Genomic DNA, 21,999 nt, shown 5'->3' on the forward strand with positions numbered 1-21,999 from the left:
CGCTCCCACACGGGGCTTCGGTGATTGCAGAATCTGTGTTCGACAGTTCTATAACGTCAGTTGGCTGCGCTCCTCCTCGGTCAACTGCTGCCGGGCCCGTTCATCCAGCGCCCCGGCGCCCAGCACTTGCACCGGGCTGTCGGGATTGTAGCCCTTGGTCGGTGCCAGGCTGGCGCCATCGCGGGACGGTGCCAACTGTTCCGAGCCAAAGCTCAGCACCTGCACGGTAAACACCGACGCCTGATTTTGCCGCGCCGCCGCTTGCTGCTGGCGGGCCACGTCTTCCGCCGCTTGGGTGGCCGAGGTCGCCGCCGAACTGGCCGAGGTCATCGCCCCGGTATTGACCGAGGCCGTCACCGGCACCCCGGACGATTTTCCCTGGGTCTGAATGTTCGCCGCGTTCACCACCGTCAGCGCGGCGATGTTGACGTTGCCCGACACCCGAATCCCCGCCTCGCCGGCATCGATAGTGCCCAACGGCGCGATCAGGTCGATGTCCCCCGGCGCCACTTCCGCAATCGGGTTGAGCGTGGCGATCCCCGCGCCAGTGCTCGGCACCGACGGCGACAGGCTGACGTTGCCCCAGGTGTCATAGACCCGTTTCGGTGGCGTGTAGACCACGGTGGTTTTCGAGCCGCGACCGGCGTTGATGTCGCCCTGGGCCGACCAGCCGAAAATCGAGCCGCCGAAGGTGGTCATGATCCGGCTCTGGCCGAGCAAAATGCTGCCCTGGGAATACAGCTGAATATCGCCGGAGCCCTGGGTGATCACCCCCGCCGTGGACGGTGGCGCCGCGCCTTCGATGCCGTAGACCTGGCGTCCGCCCGGGGTCAGCACCTGGATGTCGCCACCGAAATCGGTGTGAATGCCCGCGCCGCCATAGAGCGTCACGTCGCCGTCGTAGTTGATCGTATTGCCCGCCACGTCCTTGGTCGGGAACAGTGCGGTAATCGCCTCGCGTCCTCGCACATAGCTGCCGCTGCGGAGGGCGCCGACGGTGTTGTATTCACGGCCGCCGGCCTTCAGTTCGGCGAAGTAGATCTTGCGTGCAAAGACCCGTTGTTGCTCGGCCGGCAACCCTGCGAAATACGCCGCCGCTTGCTGTTCATCACCGTTGAAACCAAAGCGCTCGCGCAGCCACTGGTTCAGGTCGGTGCTGTAGTTCTTGATCGCGCCCGGCCCCAGGTAACGGTTCAGCAACCCCTGATAATTCGGTCCCTGGGCACCGGCGCCGACAATCAGCGAAATCGAGGCGCCAGCGTCGTTGACCGACGCGCGTGAATCGACATTGCCGATACTGGTAAAACCGCCCTCCTGATACACCTGCCCCACGCCTGAACCGGCGCCGTACAGGTTGCGTCCGGCGGTGACTTCCAGCAGGCCCGGCCCGGCCACGTTGAAGGTGCTCAGGCGAATATCGCGCCCGGCTGACACCACGGAAATATCATCGGCCCGGCTGTGGATGATCAGGTTGCCGGTGGACAGCCCTCCCGCCGTACCATTGACCTCCGTCGGCACGAAGGTAGTTGTGCCCAGCGGCACGCCCGCGTTGACGATGTCACGCCCGGCCATGACGCGTAGCGGACCACTGCCCTCATAGCGAACTTCGTTGCCCGCGTTTCCATAACGCAGGATTTCCCCGGTACGCAAGCCAACGATGTCACCGTCAAGGGCATAGAAGCGCACCGGTTGGCGTTCCGGCCAAGCCATGGTGCTGAAGCCATCGGCGCCGAAGGTGAACAACGAAAATTTGTTGGCCTCTTTGTAAATGTCCGCACTCAGGTTGCTATAGAGAATGGCCCCGTACTGATTGGTGCCCGCAAAGGCCGGGTTGAACGGCGTCGGGATTCGCGCTGGATCGGCACCGGACTGCGTCACCGCATAACCGCCAGCGTAAATCAAATCACCCGCCATCAGTTGCAGCTCGGCATTGGCCGACGGCGCGGTGATGAGTGAATACGTCGATGACTCACCGCTGCGCCCCGATGCCGAAGCACCGTAATAGAGGCTGCCATTGGCCGCCACCGCACGCAGGATCGAGGGATAGAACATCCGTCCCCCGACGGCGGGCGTGTTGAGGCTGGGTTTATTTTCAGTGTTCAGAAATGGCGTCAGATTGCCGCCCGCGCTGAACAGGTCGATCGCGGTGTTCGGGGTCCACAGCGAGAAGCCGCTGTAACCGAAACCGTCATGGTCAGTGCCGGATGCATCCTTGAAGCCCGTGGCGTTTTTCATTTCCAGACGTCCAGGGTCACCCACCCCATCGAGCACCAGGTCACCTCGGCTGTTCAACTGCACACCGGCATCACCGGCCACCACCGTCACGCCCCCTTGAGCCTTGGCCAGGGTGGCGACATAAGCGTCATAGGCGCGGGACTCTTTGGGGTCCTGGTAAGCGCTGTAACTGCCGTAGCTCAGATCCAGCGCACCGATGGCACCGGCCTGCAGTTGCAGGGAACCGCGCAGGTTGACCAGGGTGCCTTTGAGGTCGGCGGTTGAGCCGTTGGCGGCTGCACGGGCGGTGGCCGACGCGTTGAGTTGCCCGCCGATGTGCACCTGCAGGTCGCCACCACCGGTCAGCACCAGGCTGCCATCGCTGGCCACTCGACCGCTGCTGCCCACGGCCAGGTTAATGCCCTGGCTGCGCTGCACCGTCGCATCACCGGTCGCGCCGCTGTACCCCAACAACCCCGCGTCACCGGCAGCGCTCACCTGCAGATTACCGCCGCCCAGCGTGCCGATACCGGTAAAGCCCACCAGCGCCGGGTCACCCGTGGGTTGCCCGACAAACGTACCAAAGTTGATCCACCAGGCGGTCGGGATGTCCGAGCCATTGCCCATGCCCTGGCGCCACAGCCAATTGCCGACGGCGGCCGAGCCCACCTGCGCACGCACGCCATTGGGATCAGCCTTATGCCCCAGCGTATCGCCGCGCAGTTGGCCCCCGGCATTCAATCGCAGGTTACCGCCCTGTTCCGGGTACCACGCTTGATAAGCGGCCCCCTGCGTCAGCGCCTCGTAAGCGCTGGCGTCGGTCCCCAATACGGTGCCGTCGGAACCGCGACCACGGGCTTGTTGCCAGTGATCGCTGCTGTCGCTGGCAAGCGAGGCCGATTGAGTGCCCGCCGTATACACGCCGAACAACGATTGCAGGCTGAAGTCACCGGCGCTGAGCAGGTCAAGATCACCCGTGCCGGTGCGCAAGACGCTGAACAGCTGAGTGCTCGGCGTGACGACGGTGCGAACGGGCTCCTGGGGCGCCGGAACTTCAACGCACCAGCTCGGGAAGAGCGAACAGAACTGAATCTGATCTTCAGGCACGGGCGTTCCCGGGTCCGCGATGGGGTTATCGGGGCTCCACATCCAGACCGTTTTAACCGGCGCCTTTACACACCAATTGGGAAACAGGTCGCATAGCACCAACTGATCCTCAGGCACCGGCGTACCTGGATCGGCAACGCCGTTTTCGTCACTCCAGAGCCAACCCGTGCCCGGGTCTTCACCCGTGGTTTCGCGCTTGGCCATGTAATGCCCATCCGCCAGGCGCAAGTGTCCTTCGCTGCCCTCCACCCGCGTCAGACGAGTATCCGCCGCCTCGGTATCCGCCCCGGCCACCAGGCGCATCGACCACGACAGTGAGCCATCCGGCAACAACGTTGCCACCGCCCAGTTGCGGCCCTGTTGGCCGTTGACGCTGGGGCGCAACTCGATCAGGTCGGTGCCTTCGGCCAGTTTCACGTCGGTTTCAGCCGGGATCAGCCCCCCTATAGGCAAGGCGTTGACTCCCGACTGCACCAGCCCGGTATCCGGCAGCGCAACGCCCTTGGGCCAGACGCCGGCCTGCACGGCCACCGCGACATTGAAGCGGCTGCCAGCGTCCAGGCGGGAACCGGACGGCAAGGTCACCGCGTCCTTCAGCAACGTGCCGGCCGCAAACAGCACGTCGCCATTGACGTCGCGCACGGCGGCGCTGAGCAAGGTCCCGGCGGCCAGGTTCAACGGCGTGTCCAGCACCAAGGCATTGGGCAACAGGGTGCCGGCATTGAGGGTCATCGCCTTGAACGGCACGTCATAGTTGAGCACGCTGCCCGCCGGGTATTGCGTGCCGTCGGCCAGTTCAACACCACCGCGCGGCACCACCACATCCGCGCCGAAGGGTTGCTTGCCGGGGATCAGCAACCAACCGTTACCGTCCGTGCGCCCGACGGCGTCCGATGGGTCCGGCGGCATAAAGCCGTCGGTAACGCTGCCGAAAATATCCAGGTTGCCCCCGGCGCGAATCACCAGGCTGCCCGGCTCGCCGGAACCATAGACCGAGGTTTTCTGACTGTGGGGGTTGAGGCTGGCGTAGCGGTAACCCGACAGATCGACGTCACCGGAAATCACCATGTCGCCGTTCGCCGTTGCGCTGGCAATCTGCACGCCGGGACGCAGGTGGAACGCGTCGGCGTAGGTGCCGTTGTTCAGTCCGGCGAGCTTACCGTTGAGCAACGCGGTGTTGGCCAGTGCCGCGTCGATAAACGCGGCGCTTTCGGTGTGCTTGCCATCGAGGTAGGCCTGATCGATCACCTGATACGGACGGCCCTCGGCATTGTTGCCGTTTCCGGTCGGGGCATCGGTATAACGCTGAACCGCATTGAGCGTGATTGAACGCGCACCTTGAATCGCCAGCGGGCCACGGGCATCGATGTCGATGTCATCCGCGCCCAGACGTCGGGTATTGAGTTCAAGGGTGCCGCGCTGGCGGCCATCGTTTTGGCCGGCACCATTGCCCGTCGGCGCGTCAGTACCATGACGCAAATCGATCCTTGAACCTTGTGCCAGAACCAACGTGCCGTCCCCGGCCGTCAACTCGACAACGGCGCGGTTCGGCGCATCGATGATTTTGCCGTAGCTGTCCACCCGCAATTGCGTACCGTGGGCGTCCAGCAGTGCCGTGCTGGCCAGGGTCAGCCCCGTGTTGCCCGCCAGACGAATGCTGCCCACCTGACGCCCACTGGCGTCCACCGTGCCGAGCACCGTCAGGCTGCCGTTGTCCACCGACACGTTGATCTGATTGGCCTTCAGTTCATTGCCGATCACCAGATCGCCGCGCTTGAGCTGGAAGCTGCGCGAGCCGAACACGTGGTCGCGGTTCAGTCGCTGGTTGAGCGCGGCAAAATCACCGACGCTTTGCGCACGAATATCCACCCCGCCCGCCGCATAAGGCACCTGCGTGCCACCCGCGTTGTAGTCACCGCTGGCACTGCCGAGGATCTGCCCTTGCAAGTCCACCAGGCCAGCCGTTTCATCCAGCGCGTAGGCGCTCAGCGAACCGGCGTGGTTGTTGCGGGCACTCATGTCGATGAGCGACCCGCCCGCCTGGCGAATACTGCCGGTTTGGCTCTTGAGGATCAGGTCACCGCCCCAGCTGTATTTACGCACGTCATTGAGCAGCAATTCGCGGCCGGCCAAATCAATCAACCCGGCGTCACCCAGGGTCAGGTCGCCCGTGGTGGTCAGGCTCAGCTTGCCGCTGGGCAAACGCACGGTGCTGTCGAGCAACACGTTGCGACCTTCGAGGGCCAGTTCCGCACCCAGCGCTGAAGCGTCAACCACCCCGGCGCTCAGGCCTGCCATGCCGGACACGGTAATGGCGCCCCCGGCCTTGATCCGGTTGATCGAACCGGCCTCGCCGGTCCACAACGGCGTGCTGACCCGCAGGTCGCCACCGCTGTAGGTGAAGCCGCTGCCCGCCACGTAATCGCCTTGCGCCTGATAAACCCGCAAGCCACCGGTATGGTTGGCGGTGATGCGCTGGCTCGCCGTGAGACTGACTTGATTGAAGCCCAGGGCCAGGCGCTGGCTGTCGTTGTTACTGGCCTGACTCTGCGGCCCGTAACCGAACTCCAGGGTATCGACCGCAATATCCAGCAAGCCGCTGCCGGTGCCCGCGCCATTGGCAATCGGCGCGGCGGCCGGAGTGCTGGTGCCGTTCCACACCAGGGTGCCGGTGCGAATCGTCGCCCGATCACTCGCGGCGCCGTAACCGTAGATAGCCGGGGTGCCGAGCACCAGGCGTTGCAAGCGCGACTGGCCATTTGAGTCGAGGGTGCTGAGTTCGGCGCTGCCATAAAAGTTCACCGAATCCCGGGCGTTGAGCACCAGGTTTTCCAGGGCCGGGGCGCCTTTGGCCGGGTCGCCGCGCAACAGCCGATCCAGCACTGGCTGATTGAGGGTCAGCCCTTGGGGCAAGGCATTGCGTTGCTGCGCGGCGGCCAACGCCTGGGCCGAACCGATGTTGACCCCGCCCACCGCCAGGATCAGGTTTCGCGTGCCGAAACGTACCGAGTCATCCAGGCTGAAGGTGTTGTCGGTGGCCACGGTGATCGAGCCTTCGGAGTACAACTCTGTCGTACCGGTGCAGGCCAACGCGTTACACAGGCCGATGCGCACCGGGCTGGCGCCGCTGACCCCGGCCGCCGAAGCGGTGGGTGGCAACACATCGAGCCAGCCATTGGACACCGCTAACAAGCCATTCTGGCCCAGATCAAAAATGAAGCCGCTGCGCGAATCGTAAGGTGCCTTACCCTGCCCGAGGGTATTGAGGCTCGCGCCTTGTTCAATGACGATGCCGTCGCTGTTTTTCCCGTTCGCCACCAGGAACACTTCGCCGGCCCGCAGCGTTGCCCCCTGGCGCAGGTAAACATCGCGCACTTGCGCATCAAACGTCACCAGGTTGCCGCCCTGGCCATAGAGCACGCCCGGTAGCGCACCGAGGGACAGCCTCGGGGCCTTGAGCGCATTCAGATCGCTGTCGTACACCGACGGCCCGGTCAGGCCCGGCGTGGCGGACTGGCCGGCCGCCAACACTTCCAATGCGCTGCCGCCGATAACGCCGACGCTGCCGCCTAATCCTTCGCTGGCCGGCGTAAACGCTGCCTGGCCCTTGAAGCTGAAGGTGTGCTCGGGATTGCCGGTGCCGGTGAAGTTCAGCAAAAGCGTCTTGCCGTCCGCCTCGATCATTGGGCGTGGCACACCCTTGAGCGCAGCGTCGGCCTTGGCAAACGCGGCGTAACCGGTTTCGTTGTACTGCGAGTAGCGGCGCAGCACATCGCCCGAGGTCACGATCAACTGGCTGGACAACGGATCACTTATCCCGGTGTTGGCAATCGACAATCGGCCCGATGTCGCCCACGACCCATTGCGCATGGCCAGGCTTTTGCTCAAGGTGCCGGCACGGGCCAGGCCATTGAGCTCAACCCGGAATGCGCCGGGCAGCAAGGCGTAGCTGGCCGGCATCAAAGTGTAGGTTCCGGCTGGCAACCCCGGCACACCGGCGTCCAGGGTGATGCGCTGGCCGATCACCGGGTCGCGCACCCCGCTCTCGCCCGCCAGCGGCGCGTAAGCCGACGCACTGCCCGGCACAATGGCGTACACCGGATTGGTCGAAAGCCCCGGCAACGTGAAACGCCCGTCCGCGCCGTTTTGCACCAGCGGGTTGTAACGGGCGTCCGTGGAACCACCGCGCCCGGCGATAAACCCGGCGCCGCTCAACTCGCCACCGCCGGACAGGTCCAGTACTGCGTCGGGTTGCACGTCAACCCGGGGGGATTTGATTGCAATACCCACGCTCAGTACGCTTTTGCCCACGCTGCCGCCCGCACCCAGCAACTCGACGGTTTTGCCGTTGTATTGATAAGTCAGGCCATCGACGGTGCCGCCGTAGGGCATCCGCAAACCTTGGCCACTGACCGAGGTCAGGCTGCCCGGCAGGAATGACAGTTTTTGCAGGACGTCTTGCTCGAGGCCAAAGCTCAACAGGCCAAACGGCGCACGAATCCACCCGCCTTGCTCAATGACCCCGCCGTCCAACGTCAACTGGCCGAATGCCGAATACGGCACGGCCGGCGCCGTGTCGGTCGTGCGGCCGATGCTCAGGGTTGATTGGGTGGTGGTCAGGACTTTCGCCCTGGCCCCGGTGACCGGGTAAAGCTGGGCGGCCAGCAGGTTGAGGTCGGCGTTGCTTTGCAGCACGGTCTCGCCACCGGCATTGGCGGCCGAGGCCCCCAGGAAGCGCAAATCTCCCGAACTGCGCAGGCGGGTCTGGGCGAAACCGCGACGATCCACCAGAAGGTCCGGCCCTTGATTTTGTTTCAGCGAACCATGGGCACCAAAGGTGACCTGATCGCGCACATCGAGCAGGTCAGCGCTTAACAGCAATTGCGCCGCTGAATCGCGGGTGGACAAGCCCCCCTTCACCGTTGGACGGGTGGCGATATCCGTACTGCTGGCCGTGGCGCCCGCCAACCGCAAGTACGGCGCGTGCAACGACACACGGCTGGTATCCGCCGCGTTTTCCGACAGCGCCAGCGAACCGGCATACAGGCTCAGGCTTTGTTTGAGGTTGAGGTTCACGTCGCCGTCAAACGCCAGGATGCCGTTGCTCAGCAGCGACAGATTGTCGAAACCGCCCGAGACAATGCGTTGCACATCCAAACGCCCCTGACCATAGGCCAGCGGCGCCGAGGGGTCGGCCGCCACGCCGGGCCCCTGGGACAGTATCAACTCCCGTGGCGAACGCACCGCGCTGTCGATCGAGCGATTCAGGTACAACCCGCTCTCCAGCGCCACCGACAGACTCCCGCCCGCCGCTCCCGCGCCACCCGACGTCGCGCTGAGCTGGCCGTCGATCACCAGGCCATTGTTGGAACTCAGGGCAATCTCGCCCCCCGCGCCCGCCATCAAACGCGCGCCCTGGTCGCGGATGTCCAGTTCGGCCTGGGCACCATTGGCCAGCAGTCGCGAACCCTGTTCCAGTACCACAAACAGGTCCGGCGCAGTGGCCGAGCCCTGATCGGCGTTGATCTCACTGCCGATGATGATGCTGCCGCCCGAACCCGCTGTTCCGTAACGCCGCCCCTGTGCGTCGATCGCCGTCACTGCCCGCGCCGAGACATCGATCAGGCCGCGGCTGCCGAGCCGAATTGAACGCTGATGCGCCGCCTCATCCAGACCGGTCTCAATAATCACCGGGTTGATCTGGCTCAGGCTCACGGCGCCACCCCAGGCGTTGAGCTGCCCGTTGACGGTCAACTGGCCAATACTGCCGAGGTTGATGGCCTGGCCCGGATCGACATTCAGCACCGCACCGTCTTCGACGATCAGGCTGACGTCAGGCCGTTCAGTCAGGGCCGACAGCCGCGTACCGGCGTTCAAACTCAGGCCTGCGCCGCCGCGTTGGGTCAGCACGCCCTTGATCGCGTCTTGCTGGTACAGCCCGGGGGTCCAGACTTCCAGCAACTGCTGCGCCGATGTACCGGCGCGGCCCCGCAGATCAGGGCGCAGGCGGTAAACCGGGCGAGTGACATCGACCTGGGTGTCTGCCAGCACCGTCAAGCCCCGGTTGCCGGTCACCTTGTACTGGCCGAAGCCCTTGTTGAAGAAGTCCGCCGCCAGTACCAGGGTGCCGTCCTCCAGCGTGCCGGTCGGGTTGCCGATCTGCACCTTGCCGGCTTGGATATCCAGGAGGCCGGCCCCCTCGACGCCATAACCCGCCAGTTCAGCGCCGAGCAGCAACTGACCTACGGCGTCCGTGCTGTCCGGGGCGCTGCCGGCGGTGGCATTGGCGGCCAGGGTCACGTCACCGCCGCGACCGCCCAGCAGCGTGTTATTGCTGAGCAAGGTCGCGCCCGATGACACATCGATCCGGCTGCCCTGCTGCACGTTCAGATCATCACTGCTGCGCAGCGACACCGTGCCCCCGGAGCGCCAGGCCACGCCGTCGCTGTCCACAGCGTTGCGGGATTGATCGCGCCACAAGCCACTGGCATCCAGGGTGACACCTTGGGCGACCACCACCTTCGCCGGGGTGCCTGACGGTGCGGCGATCAGCGTGTCTTCGACTTTGCTGTCGTTCAGTTGGTTGAGCACGTTGCCGACGCGGAGGCTGCCGCTGTGGGCGGTCAGGTCGGCATTCACGTCAATATGGGGACCGTACAGGGTGATGTCGCCACCGGGGCTCACCTGCAACGCGCCATCGACCACGATCCGGTCCCTGGCGGCGATGCGGATCGCGCCCAGTTCAAAGTCATTGAGCAAGCGACTGTTCAAGGACAGGTTGCCCTTGCGTTCGCCCGTGACCGCGTCATCGAGGCCGATGGTTTCGCTGGTCGCGATGGGCGCTTCACTGAGGGTGACCTGGTCCAGCACGGCGCCGAGTTGCTGGGTCAGGCCGCCGGCACCTGGCAGATAGCGCGGCACGTAACTGCCGATAATCAGTTGCGCCCCCCGGGCGACGCTGCTTTGGGTTTGCTGGTAACCGTCGAGCCCGGCCTGGGGCGCCTGGGTTTGCCGATCGCCTTGGAAGGTCTTGCCCAGCAGCTCACCTTCGAGCACCGCGTTGTTGGTCGCCACCACCAGTTGCCCGGCGTCACGACCGACGCTGTAGCCTTCTTCATAACGCTGACGCGGCGCAATCAGCGGGTTGTAGAAATAATCGGTCTGGCCCCAGCGCTCGCTGTGGTTTTCATAACCCTTGTAGACGCCGGTATACAGCAGGTCACCGGGGGCTTTCGACACCTCATACAAACGCCCGTCAGCCCCCTTGAGCCAACTCTGCTGGACATAGCCGCTCTGCACATCGAGGGTGCCGCCCGACAGGTTGATCTGCGACCCCTGTCGGGTCACCAGGTCGTTGCCGGTAAAGGTCAGGCTGCCGCCCTGGGCCATCCATTCACCGAGGCTATGGTTACGCGTGCCGAGGTAACCGCCGACTTCCAGCAAACCGCCAGCGGTGTACCAACGGTCCGTGGCGTAGCCGTTGACGCCAGCGGCCACGTGCACCAGATCACGCACATCAACCCACACATCGGTACTGTTGAGGCTGCCCTTGTCGCGGTTGCCCGAGGCATCGCGCTGTTCGTTGCCCTGAATGTTGACCTTGATGCTGTTGGCTTCCATCGCCACCTTGACGCCCACCGCACCGGCCACATCGATGATCGCCCCTTCCCGCACCAGGCTGCGCTTGCCGGCGCTGACCGCGACCTGGCCGCCGGTGGCCAGGATGATCGAGCCGCTCTGGAAGTCCACGGTGCCGCCACTGACGATTTCTACCCGGGACTGATCGGTGCGGTCACTGACTTTGCTCAAATTGTCGAAGCGCCCGGTGGCGTTGTTCGGCAGCAGCCCATTGAGGTTGTTGATCGCAGCCTGACGCTGGCTGTCCAGGGCCGACGTGTCTTGTTCGAGCAGGATCGTGCTGACGCTGCCCTGCCCCAGCGTAACGCTGCCCGTGGCATCGCTGGCGGCATTGAGCAAATGGATCGTGCCGCGTGTATCCACCGACGTGCTGGTCAGCAACACGCCGTTTTGCCGGACCTGATGCCCGGTCAGCGTAATGTCGCCGGTCGATGCCTGAATCATCCCGCTGTTGATCACCCTGCCAGCGCGGCTATCCACATTGAGGCTGGCCGCGACTTCGTTGCCACGGGTGGTCGATTGCTGATTGCCCTCGGTGCCCGCGCCACGGCGAATGTAAAAGCTGTCGCCGGCAGCCAGGGTGGCCTGGCCCTTGGGCGTGACGATGCTCCCGTCGTTCTGCACCTCATTGCCGAGCAACAAGGCATAGCCACCGGATTGCGTCGATGCACCGGCCGGCAGGGTTTGCAGCACCGCGCCCCGTTGCACTTCAACCTTGCCGAATGCATCGCTGAAGGTCGGCTGAGTACCGTTCTGATCGACGTACAGTCCGTTCTTGCTGAATTGGTCATCACTGATCGTCGCGGCAGCCGCCACCAGGTTGCGCACGTTGACCTGGCTACCGCCGCTGAACAGGATGCCGTTGCGGTTGACTAGCATCACCGTGCCCGGCGCGTTGATCTGGCCGGCAATCACACTGGCGCGGGCGTTGGGGTCGTTGACCCGGTTAAGCACCGCCCAGTTCGATTGCTGGGCGAATTCCACCGTGGTGTCGCGCCCGACGTTGAAGGTTTCCCAGTTCAGGATCGCCTTGTCGGCGGTTTGCTGGATGCGCACCGTGGTCTTGCCGTCAACCTGGGTCTGTTGCGGCCCGTTGGCGTTGATCCAGCCCTTGGTCAGCGCATTGTCATCAACCTTCAGGCCGCCCTCGCCCAAGCCGTTGGGAATGCTTTGCGGCTGCCCGAGGGCAAACTGGCGTCCGGCCGCTTGGGCCGCCTGTTGCGCGGCAATCGCCGCCACGGTGTTGTTCAGGTTATCCAGCGAACGCTGCAACTGCTGAGTGACCCGCTGCTGCTGGGCCAGCGGTGGCGGCGCGCCGGGCACCTGGGCACCGGGTCGTGCGGCACCGCTGGCCTGGGCCGCACCCTTGGCCGCAAACCAACCGGAACTGAACGCCGTGGCCGCCTCGGCACTGCCGGCGATCATCAGCAACGCGATGGCTTGCGCCAGCGGTTTCAAGCGCAGCAACGGGTGCTCCATCGAGCGCACAGGGACATTCAGATCAGGCGTGGTTTTACCGCGAGGCATCACTACTCTTCCTTTTGCAATTCTCGAAAACGGGCTGCTGCAACGGCAGGCGCTGCTGATATGGGATAAGGCAGTTGGCGCGGGCCGGGACCGAACGCTTGTCATGCAAAGTTCATATGGCTGGGGTAAAGCCGCGCGCGCCCACGCAAAAATCGGCAGCGCCCTGTTGGCCGCTGCCGATCGTTATTGCCTTCGCCAGACCGGCGCGAAGTGACGTCAAACGCTTGGCTTACGGACGACCTACACCGTTGCAAACGCTGATGTTGGCGATGTCCAGACCGTCGCCGTAGGTGTTGTCGAGGAAGGTTTTCTTGACCTCAGCCGCGAACGCGCTTGGCAGGCTGACAAACGAGTGCACCAGGATGGTTGTGGACTTGGTGCCGGTGTACAGGTCGTTCAGGAAAGTACGTACAGCGGTGGCATCGGCGGCGGTGGCGTAGCACTGACCGACGAGGAAGTTGGTGTAGCCCACGATTGGGTAGCCAGAGGTTGGGACAGGCTTGTCGCCGGCAGCGGTGTTGCTGCCGAAGGTCGGTACCCATTTCAGCGGGTTGGCGCGATCCGCTGCGGTGGCCGGTGCCAGGGCAGTGCCCAGGGCGGTGCTGGTGTTGGTAGCGTTTGGCAGCGGTGCGGCAACGCCAGCGGCCGGCGCGACTTTGCTGACGCGTGCAACCACAGCTGCGCTGTTGGCGTTGACGTAGTCAGGGCTGACATAACCGATCGCACCGTCGTTGGCGTTGACAGCGGCGACCACGTCGGCGCTGGTGGCCACGGCTTGCCAGTTGGCAGGTTCGGCACCGATGTTGGCGGTGATGAACGTGCCGCTCACGCCGAACTTGGTAGGGCAGGAATCGTTCAGGAAGCGCGACAGCAGTTCAGTGGTGCCACTGCTGCCGGAACGGTAGATCACTTTGATGGCCGTGGTGTCAGCCGTGCCCAGCAATTGACCCCAGGTGGTCTTGGTGCCGGAGAACACGTCACACAGTTGCGCGCCGGTCAGTTGCAGGGAGGTCACACCGGTGCGTTTGTACGGGATGGTCACCGACGTACCGACCGCTGGAATCTGGATCAGCTTGCCGAACGTCGCCAGTTTGGCGGTGTTGTAGTTGGTCAGTTCAGTCGAAGTCAGCGCCGAATCGCTGCCAGCGAAATCAACCGGAGTACCGGCAGGCTGGTTGATCGAAGCCGGGGCGTTGGTCAGGAAAGCTGTCTTGCCGGCACCGCTGCCGACACCGGTGTAGCTGAAGTCGGTAGGCAACAGGCGAGGCAGGGTCGAGGTGCCGTTGTAGAGGTTTTCCGGCAGGGTGGCGCCGCCGCCAACTACGGCGGCCATGGATTGGGCCGAGGCCAGTGCGGCAACAGCCAACGAGGCTGCGATCATAGTGCGCTTAAACATGAAGAAGCTCCTTTCGTCGTGTTCGTACGTGGGGGTGATGTGCTCGCTAATGACGCCATGGCGCTCAAATCCTCGCCTTGCTCTGAAGGTCGTCCGGGGTGAGGCCATGGGGTAGAAGTTCGCAGCTTCCAGTGACAGATAAAGGAAAAAACCTCGGGTGCCGGGCGTTGATTTTCCGGGGATTTCTCGGGTGTTTGCACACGGGATGGCAGGTGTCTGGGGCGGGGGTTTGGCAGAAACTGAGGGGAGTGAGCGGCAAGGCTTGATTCGCCGTTGCAGATGACAGAACGGCGAACCCGAGGATGGCTCGGGTGATGGGTCTATCGCCGCAAAATAAACCGCTATTGCACCAACTGATTGATCTCGATAATCGGCAACAACACCGCCATCACGATCACCAACACCACCGCGCCCATGACCACAATCATCAGCGGCTCCAGCAGCGCGGTCATGCCCATGGCCCGGCGCTCGATATCCCGGGACAAGGTTTGCGCGGCGCGCTCGAGCATCGGCGGCAGCGAGCCGGTTTTCTCGCCACTGGCGATCAAGTGGATCAGCACCGGCGGAAAGACCTTCTCGACCCGCAGCGCGGCGGCGAGGTTGACCCCTTCGCGAACCTTGGCCGTGGCGTCGCTGACGCTCAGGCTCAAGCGGTCGTTGGACAGGGTCTGGCGCGCCGCTTCCAGAGCCCGCAACAACGGCACGCCGGCGCCGCCGAGAATCGCCAGGGTCGAGGCAAAACGCGCGGTGTTCAGCCCCAGCACAAAGCGCCCGAACAATGGCAACCGCAGGATGCGACTGTGCCAGCTCAGCCGCGCCACGGGGTTGCGCAAATACAAACGCCAGCCCCAGAAACTCCCGGCCATGACGCCAAAACACAACCAGCCCCAGCCGCGAATAAAGTCGCTGGCATTGAGCATCGCCAACGTCAGGCCCGGCAGGTCCTGACGGGCCTGGGAAAAAGCGCTGACCACCTGGGGCACCACGTAGCTGAGCAGGAAGATCACGATGGCAATCGACACCAGTCCGACCACCCCCGGGTAGATAAACGCGGTGAGAATCTTGCCCCGCAGGTTGTTGCGTTCTTCGATGTAGTCGGCCAGGCGCTCCATGACTTGGGCCAGGTCACCCGACTCCTCCCCGGCGGCAATCAGCGCCCGGTAGATTTCCGGAAAGTCCCGGGGCCGCGCCGCCAGGGCTTCGGCCAGGCGCATGCCGCTGCGCACATCGGCGCGCACCGCGCTCAGGGTCTGGGCGATGTGCTTTTTTTCGGCTTGCTCCACCGTGGCGCTCAACGCGGCCTCAAGCGGCAGACTGGCGCCGAGCAGGCTCGCCAATTGTCGGGTGGCCCAGGCCAGGTCGTTGTCCGAGAGCTTGGTACTGAACAGGCCTGCGCCCGATCCGCCCGGTGTGTTGCTGTCGATTTGCACCAGCAACGCGGTCAAGCCGCGACTGCGCAACACGCCAAATGCGGCGCTTTGGCTGTCGGCTTCCAGGTGCCCGGCCTCGATCTTGCCCGTGGCGTCGGCGGCTTCAAAACGGTAGCGATTCATCAGGCGTCCCGTGTCACGCGAAGGATTTCTTCCGGCGCAGTGGCACCGCTGCGCACCCAGCGCTCGCCGTCTTCACGCATGCTGAACATGCCGGCCTCGCGAGCGGCGGCCCTGAGGGCTTGTTCACCCGCGCCCTGGTGGATCAGCGTGCGAACGTCGTCGTCAATGCAGAACAACTCATGAATCCCGGTGCGGCCGCTGTAACCGGTGTGGTTGCACACCGCGCAACCGACCGGGCGCCAGGTGCCGGGGTTGGCCGGATCTTCCTGTTTGCAGGGTTGGCAGAGTCGTCGCACCAGCCGTTGCGCCAGGACCCCGAGCATCGACGACGCCAGCAAAAACGGCTCGACGCCCATGTCGATTAAGCGGTTGATCGCCGACACCGCGTCGTTGGTGTGCAGGGTCGCCAGCACCAGGTGCCCGGTAAGCGAGGCCTGCACGGCGATTTGCGCGGTTTCGAGGTCACGGATCTCGCCGATCATGATGATGTCCGGGTCCTGGCGCAGGATGGCGCGCAGGGCCAGGGCAAAGGTCATGTCGATCTTGGCGTTGACCTGGATCTGACTGATGCCCGGCAAGTCGTATTCCACCGGGTCTTCGACGGTGAGGATGTTGCTGGTGCTGGCATCGAGTCGCGCCAACGCCGCGTAGAGGCTGGTGGTTTTGCCGCTGCCGGTGGGCCCGGTGACCAGCACGATGCCGTGGGGCTGGCGGATCAGATGGTCGAGTTTGGCCAGCACCTGTGCATCCATGCCGAGGGTTTCCAGTTGCAGGCGTCCGGCCTGTTTATCCAGCAAACGCATGACCACCCGCTCGCCGTGGCCGGTCGGCACCGTGGACACGCGAATATCGATCGGCCGCCCGGCCACCCGCAAGGCGATGCGCCCGTCCTGGGGCAGGCGTTTTTCGGCGATGTCGAGTTGCGCCATGATCTTGATCCGCGACACCAGCGCCCCGTGTAACGCCTTGCGCGGCGACACCACGTCACGCAGGGTGCCGTCGACCCGGTAGCGCACCACTGAGTGACTTTCGTAGGGCTCGATGTGAATGTCGCTGGCTTCGTCCCGCGCCGCTTGGGTGAGCAAGGCGTTGATCATGCGGATCACCGGCGCGCCGTCCTGGGTGTCCAGCAGGTCGGTGATTTCCGGGATGTCCTGCATCAAGCGGTCGAGATCCACTTCGTTTTCCGCCGCCCCGACCACCGCCGCCGCGCTGCCGGTGTCGGCGTAGGCACTGGCGAGCAAGCCGTCGAGCTCTTCATCCCGCACCCGCTCCAGCCGCGCCGGGCCGAACTGGCGGCGCACTTCGCTGATCGACCAGCCGGGCGTCGATGGACACACCGTCAGCACCGCGCCCTCCTCGCCATCGCGCAGGAGAATGCGTTGGGCCTTGGCCCAGGCGTAGGGCAAAGCACTCATAATCTTACCCCCCAGCACACACTCCCCGTAGGAGCTGCCGAAGGCTGCGATCTGTTGATCTTGCGCTTAGGGGCCCTCCAAAAAATCAAAGTCAAAAGATCGCAGCCTTCGGCAGCTCCTACGGGGATCGATGTGCTCATTGGATTGGCACCGCCCGGATGCTCGCTCGCGGCTGCACATTCACTGCCGGCACACCCTGGGCCGCCGCCGGCAGTTGTGGCGCCTGCATGTCCGGCATCGCCCAACTGCGTTCCGGTTGCAGCCCGCCCTGGGCGCGGCGCATGAAGTCGTAGCGGTTGAGGGTAATGGCCCGCCCGGCGCCGCTGTCGCGAATGATGTAGGGGCGCAGGAACACCATCAGATTGGTCTTGGTGATCGCCCGGCGTTCGTTGCGAAACAACGCGCCCAGCCCCGGGATGCTCGACAACCATGGCACCGCGTCGTTGCTCTGGCTGTAGCCGTCTTGCAGCAAGCCGCCGAGGACCATGATCTGCCCGTCGTCGAGCAGGATGCTGGTGTCGATCGCCCGTTTGTTGGTGACGATGCCGGCCGCGGTCACGCTGTTGGAGGCGCGTTCGTCGATGCTGCTGACTTCCTGATAGATGTCGAGCTTGACCGTGCCGCCCTCGGAAATCTGCGGCCGCACGTTGAGCTTCAAACCGACCTCTTCCCGGGTCACGGTCTGGAACGGGTTGTTGCTGGTGCCACCGCCCCCGGTCACGTAGCTGCCGCTGACAAACGGGATGGTCTGACCGACGAAAATGCTCGCCGCTTCGTTGTCCAGGGTCAGCAGGTTCGGCGTCGACAGCACGTTAGTGCCGCCCTTGCTCTTGAGCGCGTGGGCCAGCACTTTCAGGTCCATGACCTTGCCGATCCCGGGAATGTCCACGGTGCCGTTGAGGAAGCCGACGCTCAGGCCGCCGGGCAACACGTCAACGCTGGTCTTGCCGCCAGCCTTGAAGCCGCTGCCGCCCAGGTTCGCCCCGCCGATCACGCCATTGCCGGCGAGGTTGCCGGTCTGCCACTGCACACCGAATTCATTGGCATCGTCTTCGCCCACTTCGACGATCAGGCTTTCGATCACCACTTGGGCGCGGCGCTGGTCAAGCATGTCGATGACTTCCCGCAGGTTGCGGTACAGCGGGTCCGGCGCGGAAATCAGCAAGGTGTTGGTGGTGGCGTCGGCCTGAATCGTCACCCCGCCAGCGCTGAAGGCAACACTTTGCTCACTTTGCTGGCCACCGGTCTGAGTGCCCGAACTGCTGGTGCCCTGGCCGTAAGCACTACCGCTGTTGGTGCTGCTGCCGGTGGTCGAACCCTGGCTGGTGCTGCCCTGGCTTTGGCCGTTTTGCCCGCCGCTGGCGGTGCCGCCGCCCATGGCGCTGAGCACTGAACGGCCATTGTCGCTGCCGCCGCTATCGCTTTCCCCGGTCAGCAAACCGCGCAGGGCCTGGGCCAGTTTTGCCGCTTGGGCGTTGCGCAGGTACACCACGTGCAGGTTGCTCGGGTTGCTTTGGGCGTTATCGAGTTTGTAGATCAGGTTGCGCGCCAGCTCGGTACGCTCGGGGCTGCCGGCGCGGATGATGATCGAGTTGGAACGCGGGTCGCCGATCACCGAAATTTTCTGGGTCGGGTCATTGCCCGGTTGTTCGAGCAATTCCGAAACCATGCCCGCGATGTCTACCGCGATACCGTTCTGGATCTGCACCACGTCGGTGTCGATGGCGCTCGGGGTGTCGATGCCTTCGATCAGTTGCGCCACCCGCGTCAGGTTCTCGGCGTAGTCGGTGATGACGATGGTGTTATTGCCGGGGTAAGCGTTGATCGGGTTGTTCGGCGAGACGATCGGACGCAGCACCGGGATCAGGTTCACTGCGTTTTCGTATTGCAGGCGAAAGGTGCGGGTGAGCATGCCGTTGCCCGCCGGTTTGTCGGCGCTGTAGATCGGCCCGCCGAGCAGTTTGGCGTCGGCTTCCGGCACCACTTGGGCGACGCCGCCGACATCCACCACGCTGAACCCTTGCATGCGCAACGCCGCCAAAAGCATGTCGTAGGCCTGGCGCGCCGGCACCTGGCCCTCGGACACCAGCGTCAGGTTGCCCTTGACCCGTGGATCGACCAGAAACTGTTGCCCGGTGGAACGGGACAAGGCGCGCACCACCGCTTGTATATCGGCATCGACGAAGTTCAGGGTCACCGGTTGTTCGCCCAGCGGATTGCCCGGCAACGTGCTGCTGCGAGTGGAACCACCGCTGCGCGAGGGGGTGCTGATTGTGTGCTGTGGTCGCGGCGGCTGTTGTGCGGGTACCCGTTGCCGATCCGCCAGTGCATCGCCGCTGCGCTGAGTGTTGGCCAACGGCCGACCGAGTTCACTGTCCACCAGCAGCGGCGGTTGATTCGGCACCGGTTGAGAGCTGCACGCGCCCAGCGCCAACAACAGAAACGGCACGGCGGTGCGTGCGTAATTGGAACCTGACCACTTCATGAAGCTTCCTTAGCGCCCTGCGCCTGATCCATGCGAACGGTTCCCGACAGAGTGCCTGCCGTGTCATCGGCCGTGGCGTCGCCTGCACGTTGCAAACGAGCCTCGACCACTTCCAGGGAAAATTGCCTCGGGTTGCCCAGCAGCCAACCGATCACTTCGTCGGCCGGGGCGTCTTCAAACGTCAACTGCCAAGCGCTGTCCAGCGCCTGTAAACGGTAGTGCCCCGCCAAGCCGCTGGCGTCGAGGGTTTGCTGCAACGACTGTTCGAGGGTCTGCCCGGCGGGCGGCGTCGCGACCTCGCGCAGCAACAATTCAAGCGTCTCGGACTGGGAGCGCAGCTTGGGTGTTTCGGCCTGCCAGTATTCGATTTTCTTCAGCGGCGGCTGAATCAACAGCAGCCAGGTCAACAGGCCACCGAGCACCAGCGCCGTGCCGCCGACCATGCGTTTTTCCCGCAGGCCCAGGCCTTGCCAGAACTGCCGGGCGCGGGCGCGCAGTTGAATCAGCGCTGACCTATTCATCGTCGGCTCCGGCCGGGGTGTCTTCTTGGCTGGCGGTTGCCTCAGGGACCGGGCGCAGTGTCCAGCCCTGATCGGTAGCGCTGACCGCGATACCCGCCTGGGTCAACGCGGTTTGCCAGGCTTTGTCGGCGCTGTTTCGGCGTGCGTCTTCCAGCAGAGCGAGTTGTAGTTCTCCGTTTTCGAACACCAGGCTTTGCACACTGCCTGCCATGAACGGCATGCCGCTGCCCGCTTGCAGCATCAGGTTGGCGAAGCGCTGGGTGGTGTCGGTCGCGGCGCTGTTCTGGCGCGCGGCCAGTTGCTGGCGGGCCTGTTGCAGCGGGTTGAGAATCACCGGCAATTGCGGGAAAGCCTGTTTCACCCGTTGAGTCATCTGTGCCTTGAGCTGCTGCCCTTGCGCGGCTTCCCGGGCGGCGTACAGGTTCAGGCCGATCGTCCAGGCCCCCAGCGCCACCGCGCAACACGCCGCCGCGCGTCCCCAGCCCGATTGTCGGGCGCTGCGCTGCTGCACCCCGGCGTGCAAGCCCCAACCCGGCAACGGGCCGGTCCAGCGTTGGGTCTCAGGTAAGTGCTTGGCCACGCCCTGCGGTGCGGCGTCGCCGATCCACTGCAAACCGCCGTCGGCCTCCAGTAACAGATCGCTCAACGCTTCGTCGAAATGCGGATGCACCACCGCGTACTCCAGACTGTGGCGCACCAGCAAATGATCTTCGTATAAGCACGCGGCGTTGACCGGCAACCCATAAGCCGCCGGGTACACCCCGCGCAGATTCAGGCGCGCCAGACGCAGCAACTGGCCAAATTCGCCCAGCCATTGCCGGGGCAACCAGGCAATATGCACCCGGCCCTGGGCATCCCGTGGGCTATGGGCAATGTGCATCGGCTCGCACGGGCCGAGGATCAGCGATTGCGCCGCGCAGTGCACCGCCGCCAGGGTTTTCGCCGAGGGCAGCAGCGGTAAGTCGATGCTCGCCAATAGGCTGTCTTCGGGGTGCAGGAAACACGTGATCGGCGGAATTTTGCCGCCCTGCCCCAGGTGCAACAACGTGCTTTGACCCTCGGCGCTCACGTGGCCCTGGCGGTCCAGCCGGACAAAGGTCACGACGCTTTCCAGGGTCAGTTGGGCCAGGGGCGGCAAGGCAACGCGCAACTGACTCATACCCCCACCCGCGACCAGATCACTTGGGGCAAACGGTCCTCGGATCGTTGCAGCAATGCCTCCAGGCTGACCCGCTGTCGTTCGCTACGCGCCTGGCCGTGCAGGCGAAACCAGTCACTGGTGATGCCGACCTTGATGGTGGTCAACTCCAGCTCGGGCATGCGCAAGCGGTTCACAAAGTCGCCGCGATTGATAAACCACTGGCCGCCGTCACGCTCGGCGACCAAGGCCCGGGCCCGCTCAATCGACAGCCCCGGCACATACGCCGCCAACACCTGGGCGCTGGCGGTGTTGCCGTTGAGCCAGGTATTGGCCGGCACAATCGTGATGAACGGGCTGAGCTTCGCCAACAGCGTTTCGGTGACGCCCTCAACCCCGCGCAAGTCTTCGACGCTGCGCAACATCGGGCGCGTGGCGGCCTGGGGTTGGCGCACGGCCGTTGGCGACGTGCCGCGACCGCTATTCAAACCGCTGCTGAGCGGCGCCTTGTCCGCCAGCCCCGGATTGAGCACGCGCGGATAAGCGGCGATCACCCGCTGACTGATGCGTTGGCTCACCGTGGCGTCGATCCCGATCAGCTCGCACAACCGCTGAAAGTTACGCAATTGCTCGTCATCGATTCGCTCGTTGGCGATCAAATTGCGCAGGTTGAACTTGCCTTGCTCGTCTTCCAGTCGCCCGTCAAACGTCGGCGCGCCCAACGGGCTCATCACAATCGGTTGCGCCCAGGGCTGATCGAGGCGGGTCAGCGGATCACGCTGGCGGGCTTCACGCAGCAACTGTCGGCTGATTTCGATGCCGCCGTGCAGCACCCACGCGCCCTGCACCCGAGACTGTTCGGCCTCAAGACTGCGGGTAAACACGGTCTGGCGGGTGAGCATGCCCCCGGCGATCACCGCCACCACGGCGGCGATCAGCAACGCACTGATGATCGCCATGCCGCGTTGCTTCGCCGCTGTCAGCGAATAGGTTTTCATGACC

At 64.4% G+C, this 21,999-nt stretch carries 8 protein-coding genes; all 8 read right to left on the bottom strand.

The window, feature by feature from the left end; all coding sequences use genetic code 11:
- Positions 1-48 precede the first annotated feature (48 nt).
- The 8 genes from V5E99_RS03425 to gspK all read right to left on the bottom strand — a co-directional run bounded on the left by V5E99_RS03425 (position 49) and on the right by gspK (position 21,995).
- A complete protein-coding gene (locus tag V5E99_RS03425) occupies positions 49-12,486 on the bottom strand; it encodes a filamentous hemagglutinin family protein (protein WP_499800927.1) in 12,438 nt (4,145 codons plus the stop codon).
- 229 nt (positions 12,487-12,715) lie between these two features.
- Entirely contained in the window at positions 12,716-13,882 is a 1,167-nt protein-coding gene (locus V5E99_RS03430; protein WP_499800929.1) for a substrate-binding domain-containing protein, read from the bottom strand.
- Between the two features lie 341 nt (positions 13,883-14,223).
- Positions 14,224-15,435 carry a type II secretion system inner membrane protein GspF gene (gene gspF, locus V5E99_RS03435; protein WP_499800931.1) on the bottom strand — a complete coding sequence of 404 codons (1,212 nt, stop codon included), beginning with the start codon at positions 15,433-15,435 and terminating at the stop codon, positions 14,224-14,226.
- On the bottom strand, positions 15,435-16,853 hold the full coding sequence (gene gspE, locus V5E99_RS03440; protein ID WP_499800932.1) for a type II secretion system ATPase GspE: 1,419 nt from the start codon (positions 16,851-16,853) through the stop codon (positions 15,435-15,437). Before gspE ends, gspF begins: the two co-directional genes overlap by 1 nt.
- A 136-nt stretch (positions 16,854-16,989) precedes the next feature.
- Positions 16,990-19,338 (bottom strand): type II secretion system secretin GspD, encoded by a 2,349-nt coding sequence (gene gspD / locus V5E99_RS03445; protein WP_499800933.1) that lies wholly within the window; start codon positions 19,336-19,338, stop codon positions 16,990-16,992.
- The gene (locus V5E99_RS03450; RefSeq protein ID WP_499800935.1) at positions 19,335-19,859 is read right to left on the bottom strand and encodes a type II secretion system protein M; all 525 of its coding nucleotides are present in this window, start codon (positions 19,857-19,859) and stop codon (positions 19,335-19,337) included. Before V5E99_RS03450 ends, gspD begins: the two co-directional genes overlap by 4 nt.
- On the bottom strand, positions 19,852-21,018 hold the full coding sequence (gene gspL, locus V5E99_RS03455; RefSeq protein WP_499800937.1) for a type II secretion system protein GspL: 1,167 nt from the start codon (positions 21,016-21,018) through the stop codon (positions 19,852-19,854). Before gspL ends, V5E99_RS03450 begins: the two co-directional genes overlap by 8 nt.
- Positions 21,015-21,995, bottom strand: coding sequence for a type II secretion system minor pseudopilin GspK (gspK, locus tag V5E99_RS03460; protein ID WP_499800938.1), 981 nt, complete (start codon positions 21,993-21,995; stop codon positions 21,015-21,017). The genes gspL and gspK overlap by 4 nt, the downstream gene beginning before the upstream one ends.
- Between the last annotated feature and the right edge of the window lie 4 nt (positions 21,996-21,999).

The sequence above is a fragment of the Janthinobacterium sp. LPB2021202312-11-4 genome (assembly GCF_037049705.1).
Lineage (GTDB): Bacteria > Pseudomonadota > Gammaproteobacteria > Pseudomonadales > Pseudomonadaceae > Aquipseudomonas.

Bases quoted from the DNA above. Each gene is read 5' to 3' on its own strand.
- V5E99_RS03425 (WP_499800927.1), bottom strand. From the start codon at position 12,486: ATGCCTCGCGGTAAAACCACGCCTGATCTGAATGTCCCTGTGCGCTCG.
- V5E99_RS03430 (WP_499800929.1), bottom strand. From the start codon at position 13,882: ATGTTTAAGCGCACTATGATCGCAGCCTCGTTGGCTGTTGCCGCACTG.
- gspF (WP_499800931.1), bottom strand. From the start codon at position 15,435: ATGAATCGCTACCGTTTTGAAGCCGCCGACGCCACGGGCAAGATCGAG.
- gspE (WP_499800932.1), bottom strand. From the start codon at position 16,853: ATGAGTGCTTTGCCCTACGCCTGGGCCAAGGCCCAACGCATTCTCCTG.
- gspD (WP_499800933.1), bottom strand. From the start codon at position 19,338: ATGAAGTGGTCAGGTTCCAATTACGCACGCACCGCCGTGCCGTTTCTG.
- V5E99_RS03450 (WP_499800935.1), bottom strand. From the start codon at position 19,859: ATGAATAGGTCAGCGCTGATTCAACTGCGCGCCCGCGCCCGGCAGTTC.
- gspL (WP_499800937.1), bottom strand. From the start codon at position 21,018: ATGAGTCAGTTGCGCGTTGCCTTGCCGCCCCTGGCCCAACTGACCCTG.
- gspK (WP_499800938.1), bottom strand. From the start codon at position 21,995: ATGAAAACCTATTCGCTGACAGCGGCGAAGCAACGCGGCATGGCGATC.